Annotated in this window: 20 protein-coding genes and 1 tRNA gene; 13 read left to right on the plus strand and 8 right to left on the minus strand. The window is 68.7% G+C overall.

All coding sequences use genetic code 11. The annotated features are described in order from the left end of the window. Positions 1–32: 32 nt before the first annotated feature. The gene (locus SFC76_RS14360) at positions 33–404 is read right to left on the minus strand and encodes a dihydroneopterin aldolase (protein WP_322850120.1); all 372 of its coding nucleotides are present in this window, start codon (positions 402–404) and stop codon (positions 33–35) included. Positions 405–525: 121 nt separating this feature from the next. Between SFC76_RS14360 and SFC76_RS14365 the strand changes: the two genes are divergently transcribed. Genes SFC76_RS14365 through SFC76_RS14380 form a run of 4 tightly spaced genes read left to right on the plus strand, consistent with a single transcriptional unit; the run spans position 526 to position 3,458 of the window. After that, entirely contained in the window at positions 526–1,053 is a 528-nt protein-coding gene (locus tag SFC76_RS14365; RefSeq protein ID WP_322850277.1) for an N-acetyltransferase, read from the plus strand. Between the two features lie 40 nt (positions 1,054–1,093). Further along, positions 1,094–1,660: a DUF1285 domain-containing protein gene (locus SFC76_RS14370; protein WP_322850121.1), complete on the plus strand. Its 567-nt coding sequence runs from the start codon at positions 1,094–1,096 to the stop codon at positions 1,658–1,660. Continuing rightward, positions 1,657–2,250: a CoA pyrophosphatase gene (locus SFC76_RS14375; RefSeq protein ID WP_322850122.1), complete on the plus strand. Its 594-nt coding sequence runs from the start codon at positions 1,657–1,659 to the stop codon at positions 2,248–2,250. The genes SFC76_RS14370 and SFC76_RS14375 overlap by 4 nt, the downstream gene beginning before the upstream one ends. Next, a complete protein-coding gene (locus SFC76_RS14380; RefSeq protein WP_322850123.1) occupies positions 2,244–3,458 on the plus strand; it encodes a CCA tRNA nucleotidyltransferase in 1,215 nt (404 codons plus the stop codon). Before SFC76_RS14375 ends, SFC76_RS14380 begins: the two co-directional genes overlap by 7 nt. On the opposite strand, the gene SFC76_RS14385 is transcribed toward SFC76_RS14380, so the two are convergent. The 3 genes from SFC76_RS14385 to SFC76_RS14395 form a co-directional block, all read right to left on the minus strand. Continuing rightward, entirely contained in the window at positions 3,383–5,068 is a 1,686-nt protein-coding gene (locus SFC76_RS14385; protein ID WP_322850124.1) for a putative bifunctional diguanylate cyclase/phosphodiesterase, read from the minus strand. The genes SFC76_RS14380 and SFC76_RS14385 overlap by 76 nt on opposite strands. 96 nt (positions 5,069–5,164) lie before the next feature. Continuing rightward, the gene (gene parC / locus SFC76_RS14390; RefSeq protein ID WP_322850125.1) at positions 5,165–7,417 is read right to left on the minus strand and encodes a DNA topoisomerase IV subunit A; all 2,253 of its coding nucleotides are present in this window, start codon (positions 7,415–7,417) and stop codon (positions 5,165–5,167) included. Between the two features lie 213 nt (positions 7,418–7,630). Next, a complete protein-coding gene (locus SFC76_RS14395) occupies positions 7,631–8,803 on the minus strand; it encodes a glycosyltransferase (protein ID WP_322850126.1) in 1,173 nt (390 codons plus the stop codon). A 331-nt stretch (positions 8,804–9,134) separates the two neighbouring features. Here SFC76_RS14395 and SFC76_RS14400 point away from each other — a divergent pair, with 331 nt between their 5' ends. Both SFC76_RS14400 and kynU read left to right on the plus strand, forming a co-directional pair. Further along, positions 9,135–9,962: an alpha/beta hydrolase gene (locus SFC76_RS14400; RefSeq protein ID WP_322850127.1), complete on the plus strand. Its 828-nt coding sequence runs from the start codon at positions 9,135–9,137 to the stop codon at positions 9,960–9,962. After that, complete coding sequence (gene kynU, locus SFC76_RS14405; RefSeq protein ID WP_322850128.1) at positions 9,959–11,173, plus strand: kynureninase; 1,215 nt, start codon at positions 9,959–9,961, stop codon at positions 11,171–11,173. Before SFC76_RS14400 ends, kynU begins: the two co-directional genes overlap by 4 nt. 45 nt (positions 11,174–11,218) lie before the next feature. Here the strand turns inward: kynU and SFC76_RS14410 are convergent, their stop codons facing one another. From SFC76_RS14410 to SFC76_RS14420, 3 genes are read right to left on the minus strand one after another with little or no spacing between them, the layout of a single operon-like run. Then, positions 11,219–11,893 (minus strand): DUF2490 domain-containing protein, encoded by a 675-nt coding sequence (locus SFC76_RS14410; RefSeq protein ID WP_322850129.1) that lies wholly within the window; start codon positions 11,891–11,893, stop codon positions 11,219–11,221. Positions 11,894–11,900: 7 nt separating this feature from the next. After that, on the minus strand, positions 11,901–12,644 hold the full coding sequence (locus SFC76_RS14415; protein ID WP_322850130.1) for a hypothetical protein: 744 nt from the start codon (positions 12,642–12,644) through the stop codon (positions 11,901–11,903). 15 nt (positions 12,645–12,659) lie between these two features. Further along, positions 12,660–12,842, minus strand: coding sequence for a hypothetical protein (locus SFC76_RS14420; protein WP_322850131.1), 183 nt, complete (start codon positions 12,840–12,842; stop codon positions 12,660–12,662). Between the two features lie 166 nt (positions 12,843–13,008). On the opposite strand from SFC76_RS14420, the gene purC reads away from it, so the two are divergent. From purC to purQ, 3 genes are read left to right on the plus strand one after another with little or no spacing between them, the layout of a single operon-like run. Beyond that, positions 13,009–13,788, plus strand: coding sequence for a phosphoribosylaminoimidazolesuccinocarboxamide synthase (gene purC, locus SFC76_RS14425; protein WP_038663332.1), 780 nt, complete (start codon positions 13,009–13,011; stop codon positions 13,786–13,788). Position 13,789: 1 nt separating this feature from the next. Beyond that, positions 13,790–14,020: a phosphoribosylformylglycinamidine synthase subunit PurS gene (gene purS / locus SFC76_RS14430; protein ID WP_322850132.1), complete on the plus strand. Its 231-nt coding sequence runs from the start codon at positions 13,790–13,792 to the stop codon at positions 14,018–14,020. Position 14,021: 1 nt separating this feature from the next. Continuing rightward, positions 14,022–14,690 carry a phosphoribosylformylglycinamidine synthase subunit PurQ gene (gene purQ / locus SFC76_RS14435; RefSeq protein WP_322850133.1) on the plus strand — a complete coding sequence of 223 codons (669 nt, stop codon included), beginning with the start codon at positions 14,022–14,024 and terminating at the stop codon, positions 14,688–14,690. Between the two features lie 344 nt (positions 14,691–15,034). On the opposite strand, the gene SFC76_RS14440 is transcribed toward purQ, so the two are convergent. Continuing rightward, a complete protein-coding gene (locus SFC76_RS14440; RefSeq protein WP_322850134.1) occupies positions 15,035–15,775 on the minus strand; it encodes a queuosine precursor transporter in 741 nt (246 codons plus the stop codon). A 60-nt stretch (positions 15,776–15,835) separates the two neighbouring features. On the opposite strand from SFC76_RS14440, the gene SFC76_RS14445 reads away from it, so the two are divergent. The 4 genes from SFC76_RS14445 to SFC76_RS14460 all read left to right on the plus strand — a co-directional run bounded on the left by SFC76_RS14445 (position 15,836) and on the right by SFC76_RS14460 (position 20,042). Next, a tRNA-Arg gene (locus SFC76_RS14445) sits at positions 15,836–15,912 on the plus strand. Between the two features lie 275 nt (positions 15,913–16,187). Next, complete coding sequence (locus tag SFC76_RS14450) at positions 16,188–17,567, plus strand: SWIM zinc finger family protein (protein ID WP_322850135.1); 1,380 nt, start codon at positions 16,188–16,190, stop codon at positions 17,565–17,567. Further along, positions 17,560–18,966 (plus strand): DUF5691 domain-containing protein, encoded by a 1,407-nt coding sequence (locus SFC76_RS14455; protein ID WP_322850136.1) that lies wholly within the window; start codon positions 17,560–17,562, stop codon positions 18,964–18,966. The genes SFC76_RS14450 and SFC76_RS14455 overlap by 8 nt, the downstream gene beginning before the upstream one ends. Beyond that, positions 18,963–20,042 (plus strand): AAA family ATPase, encoded by a 1,080-nt coding sequence (locus SFC76_RS14460; protein ID WP_322850137.1) that lies wholly within the window; start codon positions 18,963–18,965, stop codon positions 20,040–20,042. Before SFC76_RS14455 ends, SFC76_RS14460 begins: the two co-directional genes overlap by 4 nt. Position 20,043 lies beyond the last annotated feature (1 nt).

Genomic DNA, 20,043 nt, shown 5'->3' on the forward strand with positions numbered 1-20,043 from the left:
GGGACGCATCGCGCCGCGCGGGACCCCGGCTGTCAGCGGCGGTTGCGGACCAAGGTGATCCCGATCGACTCCCCCGCTTCGGCGATCGCCAGCTTGACGATCTTGACCCTGACGCGCAGCACCCGCGGGTCGGTGAGGAACAGCGTCTCGCAGATATGGTCCGCCACCGCCTCGATCAGCGTGAAATGCAATCCCTCGGGCAAGGCCCCGGTCGCGGCATGTTTGAGGTCGAGATAGTTCTTCGACGCCGACAGCGGCGTATCCGGCGCGAAATGGTCGGGGCAGGCGAGATCCACCGTCAGGTCGATGCGCAGCGGCTGCGGCAGGTGCGTCTCCTCCGAATAGATACCGGTGAGCACCTGGACCTCGAGGTCGTGGACCTCCAGTTGAAGACTGTCTTGCATGGCGCGGGCCTGTAGCAGCCGCACCACGAAGCGCCAATCGCATTGCCTATTGCGTTCGGCGCGGCGCCGCCGCATGCGCCGCGCCCGTCCGTTCCGGACGTGAGGACCCCCGCCCGTGCCCCTGCCCGCGCCTGCCTTCGTGCCGCTCGCCACCGTCGACCATGCCGCCGTCGAAGCGCTGCTCGATCGCGCGTTCGGGCCGGATCGCCACCGCCGCACCGCCTATAAGGTGCGCGGCAGTGCGCTGCCGATCGCCGCGCTCAGCCTCGCCGCGGTCGAGGGCGGCGCGCTGATCGGCACGATCCAATGCTGGCCGATCCTGCTCCACGGCGACGACGGCGCGGCGCATCCTTTGGTGATGATCGGCCCGGTCGCGGTCGAACCCGGCCGCCAGCGCGACGGCATCGGCCGCCAGTTGATGCGCCGCGCGCTCGACGCCGCGCAGGCCGAGGGGCTGGACGACGTGCTGATGCTGATCGGCGATCCCGAATATTACGGCCGCTTCTTCGCGTTCGACGCCAGCCGCACCGCCGACTGGCGCCTGCCCGGCCCGGTCGAGCGCCACCGGCTGCTGTCGCGCGGCGATCGGGTGCCGGCGATCGCCGGCCTGCTCGGCCCGGCGATCCCGGCGATCCCGGCGGGGGCCTGAGCGCCTTTACGCCGGCACCCGGAGCGCCTACCTCGCGGCGATGCCGATGGAGGAGCTTCCCGATCTCGCCAGCCTCAGCCTCGCCGAGATAGCGACGCTGGTCGAACAGCGGCGGCTGCCGCCGGTCGAGCAATGGACGCCGTCGCATTGCGGCGACAGCGAGATGCGCATCGCCCGCGACGGGACCTGGTATCACCAGGGATCGCCGATCGGCCGGCCGGCGATGGTGCGGCTGTTCTCGACGATCCTGCGCCGCGAGCCCGACGGCCGCTACGTCCTCGTCACCCCGGTCGAGAAGCTCGACATCGCGGTCGAGGACGCGCCCTTCGTCGCGGTCGAGATGAAGGCGGAGGGCGAACGCGCCGACGCGCGCCTCGCCTTCCGGCTCAACACCGGCGATCTCGTCACCGCCGGCCCCCATCACCCCCTGCGCTTCACCGAGGGCACGGACGGCCCCCGCCCCTATCTCCACGTCCGCGGCGGGCTGGAGGCGCTGGTCGCGCGGCCGGTCTATTACGAACTCGCCGAACGCGCGCTCGCCGGTGACGCCGAGCGGCCCGGCGTGTGGAGCGGCGGCGCCTTCTTCCCGCTGGAACCCGCCGCATGAGCCTGGCCGAACGGCTGGTGCGTGCATGGGAAGACGGCAACCGCACCAGCCCGGTCCTGCTGACCGGCGACGACCGCGAGCTGGAGGGCCGCGACGAGGCCGATCTCACCCCCGCCGCGGTGCTCGTCGCGGTGACCGATCGTGCGCGGCCGGGCGTGCTGCTCACCCAGCGCACCGACACGTTGCGCCACCACGCCGGCCAGATCGCCTTCCCCGGCGGCCGGCTCGACCCCGGCGAGGATGCGGTCGCCGCCGCGTTGCGCGAGGCGGAGGAGGAGATCGCTCTGCCCCGCACGCAGGTGCAGGTGATCGGCGCGGTCGACCGCTATCGCACGATCACCGGTTATACGGTGACGCCGGTGCTCGGCATCGTCCCCGCCGACGTGCCGCTCGTCGCCAGCGAGGCGGAGGTCGCCAGCGTGTTCGAGGTGCCGCTCGATTTCCTGCTCGATCCCGCCAATCAGGTCCAGGGCAGCGCCGAATGGCGCGGCCGCACCCGCCATTATTACGAGATCCTTTGGCAGGACCGCCGCATCTGGGGCGCGACCGCGGCGATGATCGTCAACCTGTCGCGGCGGCTGGCATGGTGACGCTGCCGCTCGACCGGATTGCCGCGCGCGACGGCTTCGCCGCGCTGATCGACGCGCTCGGCGGCCCCGAACAGACGCGGCTGGTCGGCGGCGTCGTGCGCGACACGTTGCTCGGCCTCGATCCCGCCGACATCGACCTCGCCACCCGCCTGCTGCCCGAGGATGTGCTCGCACGGCTCAAGGCGGCGGGTATCCGTGCGGTGCCGACCGGCCTCGCGCACGGCACGATCACCGCGGTGCTGCCCGACGGCCCGATCGAGGTGACGACGCTGCGCCACGACGTCTCGACCGATGGCCGCCACGCGGTCGTCGCCTTCACCGACGTCTGGCAGGACGATGCCGCACGCCGCGACTTCACGATGAACGCGCTCTACGCCGATCCGGCGAGCGGCGCGGTGATCGATTATTTCGGCGGGCTCGCCGATCTCGACGCCGGTCGCGTCCGCTTCATCGGCGACGCCTATCGCCGCATTGCCGAGGATCATCTGCGCATCCTGCGCTTCTTCCGCTTCCACGCGCGGTTCGGCGCCGCCGATCAGAATGCGATCGATGCGGAGGGGCTCGACGCCTGTACCGCGCGCGCCAACGACCTGATGGCGCTGTCGCGTGAGCGGATCGCCGCCGAATTGCTCAAATTGCTCGTCGCGCGCCATGCGGTGCCGGTGATCGCGCTGATGATCGACCGCGGCATCTTCCGCGCGGTGCTGCCCGAGATCGCCGATGCCGGCCTGCTCGCGACGCTCGCCGCCCGCGAGGCCGCCGCCGGCGTCGCCCCCGACGCGATCCGCCGCCTCGCCGCGCTGCTCCCGCCCGACACCGCGGAGAGCGTCGGCGCACGTCTCAAACTGTCGAACGCCGATCGCAAGCGGCTGGTCGCCGCCCGCCAGGGTCCCGGCGACGAAGGTCCGCGTGCGCTCGCCTATCGCGTCGGCATGACGAGTGCGATCGACCGGTTGCTGCTCGCCGGCGCCGACGTCGCGCCGCTTCGAGACTGGACGACGCCGGCGCTGCCGATCGGCGGCGGTGGCTTGGTGGAGCGCGGCCTGCGCAGGGGACCGGACGTGGCGGCGGTGCTGCGCGGAATCGAGACGGCATGGATCGCCGAGGGTTTCCCCGACGAGACCCGCGTCGCTCAGCTCGCCGACGAAGCGGTCCGCGCCGCGAGGACCATCGCCAGCGCATCCGAGGCTTCCAGCGGCCGCGCATAAAGATAACCCTGGCCATAGGTGCAACCCAGCGCCGCCAGCGTCTGCGCCAGCTCGTTGCTCTCGATTCCCTCCGCCGTCGTCCGCATGCCCAGCGCCTGCGCCAGGCTCAGCACCGCGCGCACGATCGCGATCTTGTCGCGGTCGGCGAGCATGCCGGAGACGAAGCTGCGATCGATCTTGAGGATGTCGATCGGCAGCTTCTGCAGATAGGCGAGATTGGAATAGCCCGTGCCGAAATCGTCCATGGCCAGCGTCGTGCCGAGTGCCTTCAGCCCGTGCATGATCCCGGCGATCCGATCCGGGTCGGTGACGATCGCGCTCTCGGTCAGCTCCAGCACGAACCGTTCGCCGGCAAGATCGTGGCGGATCAGCGCCGCCTCCACCACCGGGGTGATGTCGTCGCGCTGCATCTGGATCGCCGACAGGTTGACCGCGACGCGCATGCCGCAGTTGCCGCCGCATTCCTCGTCCCACCAGCGCAGCGTCCGCGCCGCCTCGTCCATCGCCCAGCGGCCGAGCGGCACGATCAGCCCCGATTCCTCGGCGACCGGGATGAAGTCGCTCGGCATATGCTCGACGCCCTGCGGATCGCGCCAGCGCGCCAGCGCCTCGAACGACACCACCGCGCCCGTTGCCAGATCGCAGATCGGCTGGAAGGCGAGGCGCAACTGCCGGTCGTCGATCGCGCGGCGCAGCGCCGTCTCCATCGCGAATTGCTCGCGCGCCAGCGTGAACGCCTGCGTCTGATAGCTTTCGACCTGTCGCCCGGTCTTGGCGCGCTTGACCGCGAATTGCGCGTTGCGGATCAATTCCTCGACGTCGTCGATCGCGTCATTGCCGTAAGCGATGCCGATCGAGCATTCGACGCCGATCTCGTAATCGCTCAGCCGGAACGGCGCCGACAGCGCGGAGCGGATGCGCTCGGCAAGGCGGTTGGCCTCGGCGGGATCGTCGTCCACCGCCATCAGGATGCCGAATTCGTCGCCGCCGATCCGCGCGAGCGAATCGCGCGCGCGCAGCACGCCCTTGATCCGCCGCGCGACGGTGATCAGCAATTCGTCGCCGGCGAGGCCGCCGAGGCAGGCGTTGAGCCGCCCGAAGCGATCGATGTCGATGACCAGCACCGCATGGCAGCTCCGCTCCGCCTGCACCGCCTCGATCATGTCGCTGAAGCCCTCCCGATTGGGCAGGCCGGTCAGGCTGTCGGTGGTCATCTCGCGGCGCAGCGAGCGTTCGGTGTGGATTTGCGCGGTGAGGTCGATGAACGCGATCTGGCACCGGTCGCGCAGCGTCGGCGTCGGCCGCGCGATGGTGACGCGATAGTAACGCGAATCGATCACCTGGCCGATCGACCAGTCGAAATCGATCCGCAGGTCGGTGGTGCGCAGGAAGGCGTCGATGCGGCTGCCGAGCAGCGCCAGCATCGGCGACCGGTCGGCGATCACCCCCAGCCCGGCCAGCCGATAGGCGCGATTAACCGCGAGAAAGTCGAACCCGTCACCATCGCGCACGACCTGCACCGTCGGAATCGGGATCAGCTCGAGATCGCGCTCGAACAGCTCCCGCGCGGCGAGCGTGATGGACGACAGGTCAGGCGAAGCGGTGGCCATATCCATGTTTTAGACGCCGTTCGTTAAAGCGCCCTGAAAGTATACGTTCATATTGATATATATCAGCACGTATCATCCGTAGATGAAAATCGGTTTCTACCCTCCGAACCGATTGTCCCGCGGGAAGCCGGTCGGCGGCGTTCGTCCTGCGGCGCCGCGCGCGGTGCGCCAGAGCGACAGGTCGCTTTCCGTCCGCGTCCGCCCCGAATCGCCGCCCATCGGCCAGCTCATCCCTTCCGCGAAGACGAAGGTGGTGGCGTCGGACAGATTGCCCTCGCGGAAGCGCTGCAATTGCACGCCCTGCCCGCGCGTCATCACCGGCAGCTCGGCGATCGGGAAGACGAGGAATTTGCGATTGTCGCCGATCGCCGCGACATAATCCGCATTGGGCGCGACCGGGCGGACGATCAGCAGCTTGGCGCCGACCTTGGGCGTCATCACCGTCTTGCCCTTGCGCGTCTCGGCGATCACCTCCGCCACCGGCACGCGGAAGCCGCGGCCGTCGGTGGCAGCGATCAGCAATTGCTCCTGCCCCCGCGCGTTGAGGAAGGCGACGACGCCGATCGATCCGTCGAGGTCGATCATCGCGCGCACCGGCTCGCCGAAGCCGCGCCCGCCGGGCAATTTGTCCGCCGCCAGCGTGAAGAACCGCCCGTTCTCCGCCGCCAGCAGCAATTTGTCGGTCGTCTGCGCGTGGAAGGCGAAGGCGGGGCCGTCGCCTTCCTTGAACTTGAGCGTCTCGGCTGACGCCAGATCGCCATGGCCCTTCATCGCGCGGATCCAGCCGCGCTGCGACAGGATCACGGTAATCGGCTCGCGCTCGATCATCGCCTCAAGCGGAATGTCGCGGGTCGGCGCCGCCTCCTCGATCGTCGTGCGCCGCGCGCCGAGCGCCGTCTCGGGGCCGTAGCGGTCGCGTATCTTCTTCAGATCGCGCTTCATCCGCCGTTTCTGCTTGGCGGGATCGGCGAGCAGCCCTTCCAGCTCGGCCTGTTCCTTGTCGAGCTTGTCGCGCTCGCCGCGGATCTCGAACTCTTCCAGCCGGCGCAGGCTGCGCAGCCGCATGTTGAGGATCGCCTCCGCCTGCCGGTCGGTCAGGCGGAATTCCTCCATCATCACCGCCTTGGGCTCGTCCTCGGTGCGGATGATCTCGATCACCCGGTCGAGGTTGAGATAGGCGATGAGATAGCCGTCGAGCAATTCAATCCGGTCGGCGATCTTGCCGAGCCGGTGGCGCGTGCGCCGTTCGAGGACGACGAATTGATGCTCGACCCAGGCCTTGAGCGCGCCGCCGAGCGACATCACCCGCGGCGTGCGATCCTTGTCGAGCACGTTGAGGTTGAGGCTGATCCGCGTCTCCAGGTCAGAGAAGCGGAACAGCCCGTCCATCAGCACCTGCGGATCGACGGTGCGACTGCGCGGTTCGAGCACGATCCGCACCTCGGCATCCGATTCGTCGCGCACGTCGGCGAGGATCGGGAATTTCTTGTCGTTGATCAGGCCCGCGATCTGCTCGATCAACTTGCCCTTCTGCACGCCATACGGAATCTCGCTGACCACCAATTGCCAGCCGCCGCCCTTTTCGCGCTCGATGTCCCAGCGCGCGCGGACGCGGAAGCTGCCGCGTCCCGTTGCGTAGCTTTCCGCGATCACCGCCGCCGGATCGACCACCAGCCCGCCGGTCGGGAAATCGGGGCCCCTGACGAAGTCAAGCACCGCGGTGTCGGGCGCGTCGGGCTTGTCGACCAGCATGATCGCCGCATCGAGCAATTCGGCGGCATTGTGCGGCGGGATGCTCGTCGCCATGCCCACCGCGATCCCGCTCGCGCCGTTGGCGAGGAGGTTGGGGAACAGGCCGGGAAACAGCTCGGGCTCCTGATCCTCGCCGTTATACGTCGGCCGATAGGCGACGGCATCCTCGTCGAGCCCGTCCATCAGGTCGATCGCGACCTGCGTCAGCCGCGCCTCGGTATAGCGATAGGCGGCGGCGTTATCGCCGTCGATATTGCCGAAATTGCCCTGCCCGTCGACGAGCGGATAGCGCAGCGAGAAGGTCTGCGCGAGGCGGACCATCGCGTCGTAGACCGACTGGTCGCCATGCGGGTGATATTTGCCGATGACGTCGCCGACGACCCGCGCGCATTTCTTATAGCCCTGACTCGGGTCGAGTTTCAGCAGCCGCATCGCCCAAAGCAGCCGCCGGTGGACGGGCTTCAGCCCGTCGCGCACGTCGGGCAGCGACCGCGCGGTGATCGTCGACAGCGCATAGACCAGATAGCGATCGGACAGCGCGGTATCGAACGGCGCATCGAGGATGCCGATCGGGGGTTCCTGAAAGTCGGTGGCCATATCGGGAACACTAGTCCGTGGGGGTCTAAACGGCAACGGGCGGGGGTGAAGAGCTGACGCGGGCGGCACGGGCAGGTGTCGCACCCGCTTGCATCGGGTGCATACCTTCCGTCACCCCGGCCTCGAGCCGGGGTCCCGCTTCGCCCGCCGTCGAAGAAGCGGGATGCCGGATCGGGTCCGGCATGACGGACACGGCCGCCTCGTGCCAAGCCACTATTCTCGCGCGGATACCGCCGCCGCCAACAGCGCGCGATGCAGCCGCCCCGTCTCGCGCCAGTCGTAGCGTTCCGCATAACGCCGCGTCGCCGCCCGCTCCGGCAGCGCGGCGAGCAATCGTGCGATCGCCGCGCCGATCGCGCCGGCCGACCGGTCCGCGCTCAGCAGCCCCGCCTCGGGCACCCGCACCACCTCGGGCGAGCCCCAGACCGGCGTCGCGACCAGCGGCGTCCCACAGGCCAGCGCCTCGAGCAGCACGTTGGCGATCCCCTCGCGATCCGCGCCGTTCACCGCGACGTCCGCCGCGCCATAGAGACCGGGCAGCCGCGCCTGATCGACATGGCCGAGGAAGCGCACCCGCGCCGCCACGCCCAGCGCCGCCGCCAGCGCGCGCAGCGCCGCCTCGCGCGGCCCGTCCCCGGCGATCATCAGCGTCACCCCCGGCAGCGCCGCGACCGCGCGGATCACCAGATCATGGCCCTTGCGATCGATCAGATGCCCGACCGACAGCACCACCGGCCCGTCCAGCCCCAGCGACCGGCGCAGCGCATCACGGTCGGCCGGTGGCCGGAACAGCATCAGGTCGACGCCATGCTCCACCACCCGCACCTTGTCCGCCGCCGCGCCGAGCGCGAGCAATTCGTCGCGCAGCGCGCCGCACACCGTCGTCACCGCCGCGGCGCGGGCGACCGCGGCGAGGATCATCCGCCGTTCGGCGCGATGCTGCGGGATCAGGCTGACGTCGGTGCCGAGCGCGCTCATCAGGAACGGCCGTCCGAACATCCGCGCCAGCAGCCCCGCCGCCACCCCGTCGGGGTAGAGATAATAACTGTCGATCGCGTCGAAATCGAACGTCCGCCGCAGCCGGGCGATATGCGGGTACAGCGCCGCCGCCATCAGCCACGGCGCCGGCGCCATCCCGATCTTGGGCAGCACGGGATAGCGCGGATGGCCGATCGCCAGTCCCCGCCGCGTCGCGACCTGCGGCGCGCGGCCGAACTCCGCATAGCGGCCGAACATCGGATGCGCGCTGGGGAACCACGGCACCGGCGCGACGACGCGGATCTCGTCGCCCGGCCGGGCGAGATGCGCGACGCGATGCTCGATGAAGATGCCGTGCCGCGGCTGCGCGGCATTGGGGTACAGGCTGGACAGCACCAGGATCTTCACGCGCCCCCCGACCGCTAAGGAAACATCGCCCTAACCGGCTGCGGCCGATCTGGCCATGCCGCGCACGGCCACCCCTGCCCCAGTTCCGCACACTCCGGCGGGTGGGATGCGGCGGCGGCGTGACAACGCCCCCCGGCTCCCGTCATGCCGGACCTGATCCGGCATCCCGCATCCTATGGCCGTCGAGAAGAAGCGGGACCCCGGCGTAGGGCCGGGGTGACGAATCCGATGAAAAGACCGATCGAGCCTCATCACCGCAGCCATAGGCGATTAACTTGCGCCGACACCGGGGGTCGCGCGCCCATCTGCCCCCCGCTAGCGTTACCCCCGCATGCTCACCTGGCCCGATCTCACCAGCCGCCCGCGCGACACGCCCGATGCGACCATCGCCTACGGACCCGACCCATTACAGGTGATCGACCTCTGGCGGCCCGCCGGCGCCGGGCCGCATCCGGTGGTGCTGATGGTACACGGCGGCTGCTGGCAGACGAGCATCGCCGACCGCCGGCTGATGGACTGGGTCGCCGCCGACCTGCGCGAACACGGCATCGCGGCGTGGAACATCGACTATCGCGGCGTCGACCGCGCCGGCGGCGGCTATCCCGGCACCTTCCGCGACGTCGCCGCCGCCGCCGACCGGCTGCGCAGCGACGCCGCCGCGCATGGCCTCGACCTCACCCGCCGCGTCGCGCTCGGCCATTCGGCGGGCGGGCATCTCGCCTTGTGGCTCGCCGCGCGACACCGCATCGCCGCCGACAGCCCGCTCCACGATCCCGACCCCCTGCGCCTCGACCATGTCGTCTGCCTCGGCGGCCTGCCCGATCTCGCCGCGGTTGCCGCCAACCCCGACAACGGCTGCGGCACCGCGGTGATCGCGCAGCTCACCGACCAAAGCCGCGCCGCGCCCTATGCCGACACCTCGGTCCCGCCGCTCCTCCCGCTCCGCACGGTGCAGGACCTCGTCAACGGCCGCGAGGACCGCATCGTCCCCTATCGCTTCGCCGAGGATTATGTCGCCCGCGCCCGCGCCGCCGGCGACGCGATCCGCCTCCACACCATCGTCGACACCGGCCATGTCGAGCTGATCGCCCCCGGCACCCCCGCCTGGGCGCACGCCCGCAGCCTGGTGAGGTCCGCCCTGATCCGAGAGACCGCATGACCCGCGAAGACGCCCGCACCCTCGACCGCACCGATCCGCTCGCCGGCGTCCGCGACCGCTTCGCGCTGCCCGCAGGCCTCCTCTACCTCGACGGCAATTCGCTCGGCGTGCTGCCGCGCGCGGTCGCTCCGGCGCTCGCCGACACCGTCCAGCGGCAATGGGGCGAGCGGCTGATCCGCAGCTGGAACGAAGGCTGGATCGACGCGCCCCAGCGCCTCGGCGCGAAGATTGCGCCGCTGATCGGCGCCGCCGCGGACGAGGTGATCGTCGGCGACACGACCTCGACGCATTTGTTCAAGGCGCTGGTCGCCGCGCTGCGCCACGATCCCGCCCGCCGCACCATCGTCAGCGAGGCAGGCAATTTCCCCACCGACCTCCACATCGCCGAGGGCGCGGTCGCCTGCGTCCCGGACGCGCGGCTGAAGGTCGTCGCGCGCACCGACCTCGCCGCCGCGCTCGACGACGATACCGCGGTGCTGCTGCTCACCCACGTCCATTATAAGACCGCCGAGCGCTTCGACCTCGCCGACTGGACCGCCCGCGCGCACGCCGCCGGCGCGCTGGTCCTGTGGGACTTCAGCCACAGCGTCGGCGCCGTCCCGATCGACGTCACCGCCGCCGGCGCTGACATGGCGGTCGGCTGCACCTACAAATATCTCAACGGCGGTCCCGGCGCGCCCGCCTTCCTCTACGTCGCGCGCCGGCTGCACGACGCGCTCGCCAATCCGGTCAGCGGCTGGATGGGCCATGCCGAGCCCTTCGCCTTCACCGACGCCTATCGCCCCGCCGCGGGGATGAAGCGCTGGCTGGTCGGCACCCCCTCGATCCTCGCGATGGCTACCCTGGAGGCCGCGCTCGACCTCTGGCAGGACATCGACCTGACCCGGATCGCCGCCAAGAGCGCCGCGCTCTTTGCGATCCTCGCCGAGGCAGGCGCCGCCGCCGGCCTCCCCTGCGTCAGCCCGACCGACCCGGCCCGACGCGGCAGCCACATAAGCTTCCGCCACGACCACGCCTATGAGGTGACGCAGGCCTTGATCGCCCGCGGCGTCATCGGCGATTTCCGCGCGCCCGACGTGCTGCGCCTCGGCCTGACCCCGCTCTACCTCAGCCACGAGGACGTCTGGCAGGCCGGCGAACACCTGCGCGACGTCATCGCGACAGAGGCATGGCGCGACCCCGCTTACGCCGAACGCAATGCGGTGACCTGACCGGCCGCCCACTTCGCCACCGCGGGACACCTCCCGCCGACGCCGTCAGTCGTTGAGATGCGGGAACACCTGCCCTTGCAGGTTGATCGTCAACTGTAGATTGAGCGCATGATCCATCTGCGCCCGCGTCGCGCTGCGTCCGGGACGGAACTGGTTGAGATAGCCCACGTCCGCCGTCATCAGCCGCCCGATCGGCACGACGAAGCCGACGATGTTGCGCATCCGCTCGTAACCGCTGCGCTGTCCCCAGCGCGTGCTGTTGGGCAGGAAGAAGCTTTCGTGGCTGACGAACAGCGCCCATCTTCCTGTCCCCAGCCGCTTGTTGTAGCGCAGCAGCGGCCGGATGCGGACCCCGATCTCCCGCCCGCCCGGGTTGAACCGTTCGTCGACGCGGAAGCGCGAGGTGAAGCCGCCGAACGTCGCCACCACCTGCTGGCGGATGCGATCCTCGTCGGCGGCGCTGTTGCCGTTATGCGCGCCGACCTTGCGATAGCCGAAGCCGAGTTCAATGCCCTTGGTTGCCTTGACCCCGAGCAGCGCGCCGAATTCGGTCTGGTACAATCCGTCCTGCCGATCACTGAACCGCGCGATCTGCTCCAGCGTAACGCGCACCTCGTCGGTCAGCGGCACGTTGGTGTTGATCTGCGTCCACAGCTGCGCATCCTGCTGCTGCGCCGCCGCGGGCGTGGGCGTGGCGATGGCGAGCAGACCAAGAACCACGCACGTTTCAGCCCGCGTCGATCGTCTGCTCATCCCCCATATTCCCCCCATCGTCGACGATTCTGAAAACCTTGAACGCGATATTGTGCCACTGCTCGGCGGAGAGCGCGATCCAGTCAATCGTCTCGCCCGCGTCGCGTCGCATCGGGCGGTCTTCCGACACCACCAGCCTGAACACCGAAACGCTCTTGAGCACGACCTTGACCGGGAACCGGTCCGCATCGCGCAACAAGCTGACGACCGTTCCCTGATAGCCGATGAGCGTTCCGTCCCGCTCGATCTTCGACACCACATAGGCAAGGATGAAGTCACGATCGCTGCCGGTCTTCGCGAACACCTCCGCCATCGGCCCGTAAAAGAGCGTCTTGTCCGCCTTTCGCATCATCCACCAGCCGGCGATCCGCCCGACCGGCCATGCGACCAGACAGAGTCCGACCAAACCGAGCAACAGGGACACGGCAGTATCGACGCTGGCTCGCGGCGCCGCGAATGCAATATACGGATCGGCAATCGGCCACCCCGCCATCCAGCCGGGCGCTCCGATTGCCAGGGCGGATCTCAACGCCAATGCGTACAGAGCATGCACCGCGACGGTGAACTGACCGACGAGCGCGATGCCGTCGATACTCGACAACGGCGGGACGGCGGGTTCGACTTCGCTCGTCTGCGCGGCTTGGAAAAACGCCTTCGCCGCAACGATCCCCGGTAGCAGCAACGCCGCCGTCAATATCGCGATCAGCGTCAGGCCCATCGCGCGATCGTTCGATTAGCGGCGGTCGACCGTCTCGCCGCGCCGCGCACGCTCGATATCGCTGCGCCGGATGACATGGACGCCATCCGCATCGACCGTGGACGCCCGCTCGACCGCCTCCCAACTCCCGCCGAAGGCGCGGACCACATCGGAGGCGATGCGGATCGAAGCAGGGGAATTGATGCGCCCGGAAACCATAACCGTAATGTAGACGCGGTCTGGCGGAACGCAATCCGCCACGCCTGTCGCTATCCGCACCCCCCGATTGCACCCCCGCCCCCCTTCCCCTATAGGCGCGACCATTCCGGCCCCGGCCCGCGATCCTTCGCGCCGCCGGGGCTGCTCTATTTCAGGGGACACGCGCATGGCTCGGCGCCGCCAGATCTACGAAGGCAAGGCCAAGATCCTGTACGAGGGTCCCGAGCCGGGCACGCTGATCCAATATTTCAAGGACGACGCCACCGCGTTCAACGCCCAGAAGAAGGGCACGATCAACGGCAAGGGCGTGCTCAACAACCGGATTTCCGAGCATATCTTCACGATGCTCGACGCGATCGGCGTGCCGACGCATTTCATCCGCCGGCTCAACATGCGCGAACAGTTGATCCGCCAGGTCGAGATCGTGCCGATCGAGGTCGTCGTGCGCAACGTCGCCGCCGGCTCGCTGTCGAAGCGGCTCGGGATCGAGGAGGGCGTCAAGCTCCCGCGCACGATCATCGAATATTATTACAAGGACGATGCGCTCGGCGATCCGATGATCACCGACGAGCATATCGCCGCCTTCGGCTGGGCGAGCCAGGAGGAGATGCACGACATCGCCGACCTCGCGATCCGCGTGAACGACTTCCTCAGCGGCTTGTTCGCCGGCGTCGGCATCCGGCTGGTCGACTTCAAGCTCGAATTCGGCCGCATCTGGGACAATGATTTCGGCCGGATCATCCTCGCCGACGAGATCAGCCCCGACGGCTGCCGCCTGTGGGACATGGACACCAACGAGAAGATGGACAAGGACCGCTTCCGCCGCGATCTCGGCGGCGAGGCGGAGGCCTATCAGGAGGTCGCACGTCGCCTCGGCCTGATGCCCGAGGGCGAGGACGGCGCCGTGCTCGACCTCGACAGCCATCGCAAGCGCCGGGGTAAGTAAGATGAAGCTGCGTATCTTCGTGACGTTGAAGCCCGGCGTGCTCGACCCGCAGGGCCGCGCCATCCACCACGCGCTCGGCAGCCTCGGCTTCGAAGGCGTCGAGGACGTCCGCGCCGGCAAGATGTTCGAGCTCGAGGTCGCCGATTCGACGACCGACGACTCGATCGACGGCATGTGCCGCCAGTTGCTCGCCAACACCGTCATCGAGAATTTCCGCGTGGAGCGCGTCTGACATGAAAACCGCGGTCGTCGTCTTTCCGGGCTCCAATTGCGACCGCGATCTCGCGGTGGCGCTGGAACAGGTGACCGGCAGCAAGCCGGCGATGGTCTGGCACGGCGACAGCGAACTGCCCGACGGCGTCGGCCTCGTCGCGGTACCCGGCGGCTTCTCCTACGGCGATTACCTGCGCTCGGGCGCGATCGCGGCACGCTCGCCGATCATGCGCGCGATCGTCGAGCAGGCGGGCCGCGGCCTGCCCGTGCTCGGCGTGTGCAACGGCTTCCAGGTCCTGACCGAGGCGGGGCTGCTGCCCGGCGCGCTCATGCGCAACGCCGGGCTCGACTTCGTCTGCCGTGACGTCGCGCTCACCGTGGCCAATGCGCAATCGGCGTTCACCAGCCGCTATGACGCGAACGAGACGATCCGCGTCCCCGTCGCCCACCACGACGGCAATTATTTCGCCGACGCCGACACGCTCGACCGGCTCGAAGGCGAAGGCCGCGTCGCCTTCCGCTACGGCGAATCGGTCAACGGCTCGGCGCGCGACATCGCCGGCGTGCTCAACGCCGCGGGCAACGTGCTCGGCATGATGCCCCATCCCGAACGCAAGATCGAAACCGCCCACGGCGGCACCGACGGCCTGCGCCTGTTCGAAGGCGTGCTGGAGACGATCGGAGCGTAAGCGCGACAGCCGACGCGGATCGCGAATTCCCGCAATTCCTCCCGCCAGGGGGAGGTGGCGCCGCGAAGCGGTGACGGAGGGGGAGGACGGGGCGGAAGCTTTGTTACGACGCTCCCACCCCATCCTCCCCATGCGGGGGAGGAATAGGCACTCCGGGAATCACGCCCGCACTCCGCACCTTACCGCCGATCGCCCCGATCGCCTGTCCTACACGCCCCCCACCTGCTATTGCTGCCGACGGCTCTTTCGCATCGTCGATCCATCACCCCCAAAACGGAAACGATAGGAGTGGATCGTTTCCGTTAAGGTGTCCATGTTGTCCATGTCTACCGACAGGCGCGCCGTCACACCCCAGTCCTGAACGGCGTGAAGTCGGTCGCCCGGTCGAACACGTCGACCCCCTCGGCGCGCTTCAGCGCCGCGACGACGACATAGGTGACGGGCGTCAGGATCACCTCCCACGCCACCTTCAGCGCCCATTGCGTCAGCATCACCGTCACCACCAGCGCCGGCGTGAACCCCGCCGCGCCGAGGAAGGCGAGCGGATAGAAGATCAGGCTGTCCACCCCCTCGCCAAGCACCGTCGACCCGATCGTCCGCATCCACAGATGCCTGCCCGCGGTGCGCACCTTCATCCGCGCCATGACGTAGGAATTGACGAACTCGCCCGCCCAGAAGGCGCAGACGCTCGCCAGCACGATCCGCGGCACCTGGCCGAAGATCGTTGCATAGGCGGCCTGGTTGCCCCAGCTCGGCGCCGGCGGCAGCGCGACGACCACCCAGCTCATGAACGCCATGAACACCACCGCGGCGGTGCCCGCCCAGATCACCCGCCGTGCCCGCGCATAGCCATAGACCTCGGTCAGCACGTCGCCGATGACGTAGCTTACCGGAAAGAACAGGATGCCCGCGCCGAACGGCCACGGCCCGATCCCGGGCAGCACGATCTGCGCCACCTTGCCCGCGCCGATCACGTTGGAGAGCAACAGGATCGCGACGAACGCCGCCATCACGAAGTCGTAATAGCGGAACGCCTGCCCGCGCATCGCCGCGGCATCGATCGCCCGTTCGCTCCGCTCGCCCATGGCGGCGCACTATATGGCGGTTCCCGTCCCGCGCAAACCGCGCTAATCGGTCTGCCGCGCGCGCCCGTAGCTCAGATGGATAGAGCACGAGCCTTCTAAGCTTGTGGTCGCTGGTTCGAATCCAGCCGGGCGCGCCAATCGCCGTAAGACGCTGATCTTCGGCCGCTCCCTATTCCATGCTTGGAGCAAATACGGGTACCGACTTTGCTTCGCCCATGTTTTGCTGCGCCGCCTGCTTCCATCGTGTGCGAACCGCAAATAGTGGCAGAGATAATTATAGTCATACCGCGCCCTTTGATTTCATGACCTTGCCAAATGTCCCGACGCTTATCTGTCCTGAAGGACGCGAAGCGAGTTGAACTTTTCTTATCGGCCCATATCATCGGATCGGGGACGGTGGTTCGGGGGCTGCGTGGCGATCGATTTAGCGGTGGTGGAAAATCTCGCCACCGACCAGGCATCGCTCAAGGCCGCCGCCGGACTCGCGAAGCCCGGAAAATGGTCGGGAGTCGGCATCAGCGATGACGGGGCGCTGATCTGGGGCGAATGCGCGGGGTCCGGAGCCAATCCCTATCGGGTGATGGCCGACCTGCGCGACATGGGCAGCAAGTGTAGCTGCCCTTCGCGCAAATTCCCGTGCAAACATGCCCTTGCACTGTTCTGGCTGAGGGCGGAGGCGATCGTTCCTTTCGCCGTTTCGGAGGCACCGGAATGGCTGGGCGAATGGCTGGCGCGTCGACGCCCGGCCGGTATTGCGCCCATTTCGACAAAGCCGAACGCGGACAAGGATCTGCACGCTGCCCGGTCCGCCGAAGCCGAGCCGGTCGACGATGCCAAGGCTGTGGCGCGACGCGACGCGGCCAGCGCGAAACGGGCTGAAGACACCGAGCGCCTGATCCTGGACGCACTGGACGCGCTGGAGCAATGGGTCAGCGATCAGCTTCGCCTGGGGCTCGGCGGTTTCGTCGATGATGTGACCGCGCGCTGTCGCAGGATCGGCGCGCGGTTGGTCGATGGCAAGGCCGCCGCCCTGGCGGGCCATGTCGATGAGATGCCCGCGCGATTGCTGGCTTTGCCGAGCGGCGACAGGGTCCGCGGCGCGACGGTGGAACTGGCACGACTGGTCTTGCTCGTCCGTGCCTTCCGGGGCGACCCGCGCGACCCCGAAATACGCCGCGCGGTCGCCTCGGTCGAAAATCGCGAGACGCTGCTCGCCGATCCGGCGGCGCCGCGCGTGAGTGCCGCCTGGGAAGTGCTCGCGGAGCGCGTTCGCACGCGCCGCGACGGATTGGTGTCGCAGACGACCTGGCTGCTGAACCTGACCGCGGGGCCGCGCTTTGCGATGCTGCTCGATTTCTTCCCGGCCAGCGCCGGGCGGCGCAACTCCGCGTTCCGGTCGGGCGAACAATTCGTCGGCGAACTCATCTTCTATCCGGCACGAATGCCGCTGCGCGCCTTGCTGATCCAGCGGGAAGCGGCGCTCGTCGACGGACCCCCGCTCGACTGGCCGCCGACTGGCGAATCGCTGGAGGAGGCGCTGACCGCACCTTTGCTCGCCGAGCCATGGGCCCCCGAACGGCCCGTCCTGCTTCCGCCGGGACGCATCGCTTTCGATCGGGCGGGCGCATCATGGTGGCAACCGCGTGAGCGGGCCGCTCTCTTGCCGCTGGCGGGCGATGTCGAAGGGCTGGCCACCGGAACCGACCTTATCAGCACCGCCGCCTTATGGTCGGGCAACCGGCTGGAGCTGCTGGCCATGCAGACGGCATGGGGGCGTATCGGTCATGGCTGACGCGATCCTCGACGCGCTCGGCCCGGTGCTGACGCGCTGGACCATGGGCGGCAGCGCGGCCTCTCATGCCCCCGTTGCCTGGCGCGATGCGCTGGGCAGCGATGCGCGTGAAGCGGAACTGCGGCTATTGGCGCTGTCCGGCCACTTGCTCGGCACGCTCGCGGTTCCGCAGCCGACGGGCGAGGTTCGTTCCCGTGGCGACATTCCGGCGCTGGCCCAGCCGCCGCTTCCCGACGCCCTCCGGCCTCGCGTGCGGCGCCTGCTCCAGCAAATGCGCGACGCGCAGACGCGACGGCATCTGCTCGATTTCATCGATGCGCGCGGCTGGACGCTGCACCCTGGCGACTGGATGCCCGGTGGTGATTCGGCAGTGCCGGAGATGTATGCGGCGTGGCAGGACTGGGCCGCCGCATCGGGATCGCCATCGGCGGCCCCTGACGCGCTGAGCGCCGACACTTGGGACGACTTTCCCCCCGCCGCCCGGCATGCCGCATTCGCCGCCTTGCGACGGCGGCACCCCGCACAGGCAAGCATCATGCTGGCGGACAAGATCGCCGGTGAACCCGCCGACCGTCGCCTGCGCCTGCTCGACATGCTGGCGACGGGGCTGTCTGATGCCGATCGGCCGCTGCTGGAAGGGCTGACCGGCGATCGGGCGCCGCGCGTCAAGGCGCTGGCCACCGCGCTGCTGGCGCGCCTGGGCTATGGCGGGCGCGACGATGAGGATGCCGCGGAACTCGCCGCCTTCTACTCCGTCCAGACCATAGGGCTGTTGCGCCGCACCCGCGTAATCGTGCCGCAGGCGGCGAAGACCACCGCCCAGCGCCATCGCCGCGACACCTTGTTCCAGGCGCTTGCCTTCGACCGGCTTGCGCAGGCGCTTGGTCTCGCCTCGACGGAACTGGTTGCCGCGTGGCCCTGGGGTCAGGATATCGCCGGCGACTACCAATTGGCGGCCATGGCAGCCCGCTCCGCCAGCGATGCGATCCTCGACGCGATAGCGGACGCGCCCACCACCGGCAGGTCGATCGACAGCCACATACTGGTCCAGCTTCTACCCCGTCTGTCTCCGTCGCGCCGCCGTCAGGTCGCGACGCGCCTGTTGGACGCGCCGAACGCCAGCTTTGCGACGGTGCTGTCGATCGCCGGCGGCGACGGCGGGATCGACGATGCGATCCTGACGCCCGCCGGCAGGGCGTTGCTCGACGCGCTGAAGGCGGAGGATGTGCGGTCCGGGGATCGAGCGGACGACTTGCTGGTGCTCGGCCTGATCGCCTCGCGCAGCGCTGCCCGCCAGGCCCTCGACCAGCTGGCGGCGGCGGGGCTGATCGCCTCCGATCCGCGGCTCGACATGCTGCGGCTCAATGCCGCACTCGAAAACAGGAGACCGACCGAATGAGCGAGAAGCTGCGCCTGCCCGCCGAGGCCATCTATGCCGGTGAGCTCGCCGCGCTCGCGGTGAGCGATGTCGACCGCCGCCCATCCGGCTGGGCGCTGTCGCCGAAGCGCGTCGTGACCTATCTGATGGGCGGCACCGCACCCGACGGCACCGCGATCACGCCCAAATATGTCGGCGACCGGAGGCTGATCGAGACGGCGGCGGCGACGCTCGCCACCGATCGGGCGCTGCTGCTGCTCGGCGTGCCCGGCACCGCCAAATCGTGGGTGTCCGAGCATCTGTCTGCCGCCATCACGGGCGATTCGACTATGGTGATCCAGTGCACCGCCGGCACCGACGAGAACCAGGTCCGCTATGGCTGGAACTATGCGCAACTGCTCGCCCACGGGCCGAGTCGCGAGGCGCTGGTCCCGACCCCGCTGATGCGCGCGATGGAAACGGGCAAGCTGTGCCGTATGGAGGAGCTGACCCGCATGGGATCGGACGTGCAGGACACGCTGATCACCGTCCTGTCAGAAAAGATGATGCCGATCCCCGAGTTGAACGGCGCGGTCTATGCGCAACGCGGGTTCAACATCATCGCCACCGCCAACAATCGCGACAAGGGCGTCAACGAACTGAGTTCCGCGCTCAAGCGGCGCTTCAACGTCGTCGTCCTGCCGCTGCCGGCCGATGCCGACGAGGAAGTGGCGATCATCGTCAAGCGTGTCGGCGAGATGGCGCACAGTCTTGACTTGCCCGCGCCGAAGAACGTTGCCGAGGAAGTGGCGCGGGTCGTCGCGATCTTCCGCGAATTGCGCTCCGGCGCGACCGAGGACGGAAAGGTCGCGCTCAAATCCCCCTCGGGCGGGCTCTCGACCGCCGAGGCGATCGGTGTGATGATCGGCGGCATCAGCCAGGCGACGTTCTTCAACGACGGGCAGCTCACACCCGACATGCTGGCCGCCAACATCATCGGCGCGGTGGTGAAGGACCCCGTGCAAGACAAAGCGGTGCTGGGCGAATATCTGGAAACCGTGCTCAAGAAGCGACGCGGGTTCGAGGGCTATTACGCCTCGCTGACCGGGCTGATCTGAC

It is taken from the genome of Sphingomonas sp. CD22 (genome assembly GCF_034556155.1).
GTDB lineage: Bacteria > Pseudomonadota > Alphaproteobacteria > Sphingomonadales > Sphingomonadaceae > Sphingomonas.

Bases quoted from the DNA above. Each gene is read 5' to 3' on its own strand.
- kynU (WP_322850128.1), top strand. From the start codon at position 9,959: ATGACCCGCGAAGACGCCCGCACCCTCGACCGCACCGATCCGCTCGCC.
- SFC76_RS14400 (WP_322850127.1), top strand. From the start codon at position 9,135: ATGCTCACCTGGCCCGATCTCACCAGCCGCCCGCGCGACACGCCCGAT.
- purQ (WP_322850133.1), top strand. From the start codon at position 14,022: ATGAAAACCGCGGTCGTCGTCTTTCCGGGCTCCAATTGCGACCGCGAT.
- SFC76_RS14380 (WP_322850123.1), top strand. From the start codon at position 2,244: ATGGTGACGCTGCCGCTCGACCGGATTGCCGCGCGCGACGGCTTCGCC.
- SFC76_RS14420 (WP_322850131.1), bottom strand. From the start codon at position 12,842: ATGGTTTCCGGGCGCATCAATTCCCCTGCTTCGATCCGCATCGCCTCC.
- SFC76_RS14455 (WP_322850136.1), top strand. From the start codon at position 17,560: ATGGCTGACGCGATCCTCGACGCGCTCGGCCCGGTGCTGACGCGCTGG.
- purC (WP_038663332.1), top strand. From the start codon at position 13,009: ATGGCTCGGCGCCGCCAGATCTACGAAGGCAAGGCCAAGATCCTGTAC.
- parC (WP_322850125.1), bottom strand. From the start codon at position 7,417: ATGGCCACCGACTTTCAGGAACCCCCGATCGGCATCCTCGATGCGCCG.
- SFC76_RS14440 (WP_322850134.1), bottom strand. From the start codon at position 15,775: ATGGGCGAGCGGAGCGAACGGGCGATCGATGCCGCGGCGATGCGCGGG.
- SFC76_RS14360 (WP_322850120.1), bottom strand. From the start codon at position 404: ATGCAAGACAGTCTTCAACTGGAGGTCCACGACCTCGAGGTCCAGGTG.
- SFC76_RS14385 (WP_322850124.1), bottom strand. From the start codon at position 5,068: ATGGCCACCGCTTCGCCTGACCTGTCGTCCATCACGCTCGCCGCGCGG.
- SFC76_RS14415 (WP_322850130.1), bottom strand. From the start codon at position 12,644: ATGGGCCTGACGCTGATCGCGATATTGACGGCGGCGTTGCTGCTACCG.
- SFC76_RS14370 (WP_322850121.1), top strand. From the start codon at position 1,094: ATGCCGATGGAGGAGCTTCCCGATCTCGCCAGCCTCAGCCTCGCCGAG.
- purS (WP_322850132.1), top strand. From the start codon at position 13,790: ATGAAGCTGCGTATCTTCGTGACGTTGAAGCCCGGCGTGCTCGACCCG.
- SFC76_RS14460 (WP_322850137.1), top strand. From the start codon at position 18,963: ATGAGCGAGAAGCTGCGCCTGCCCGCCGAGGCCATCTATGCCGGTGAG.
- SFC76_RS14375 (WP_322850122.1), top strand. From the start codon at position 1,657: ATGAGCCTGGCCGAACGGCTGGTGCGTGCATGGGAAGACGGCAACCGC.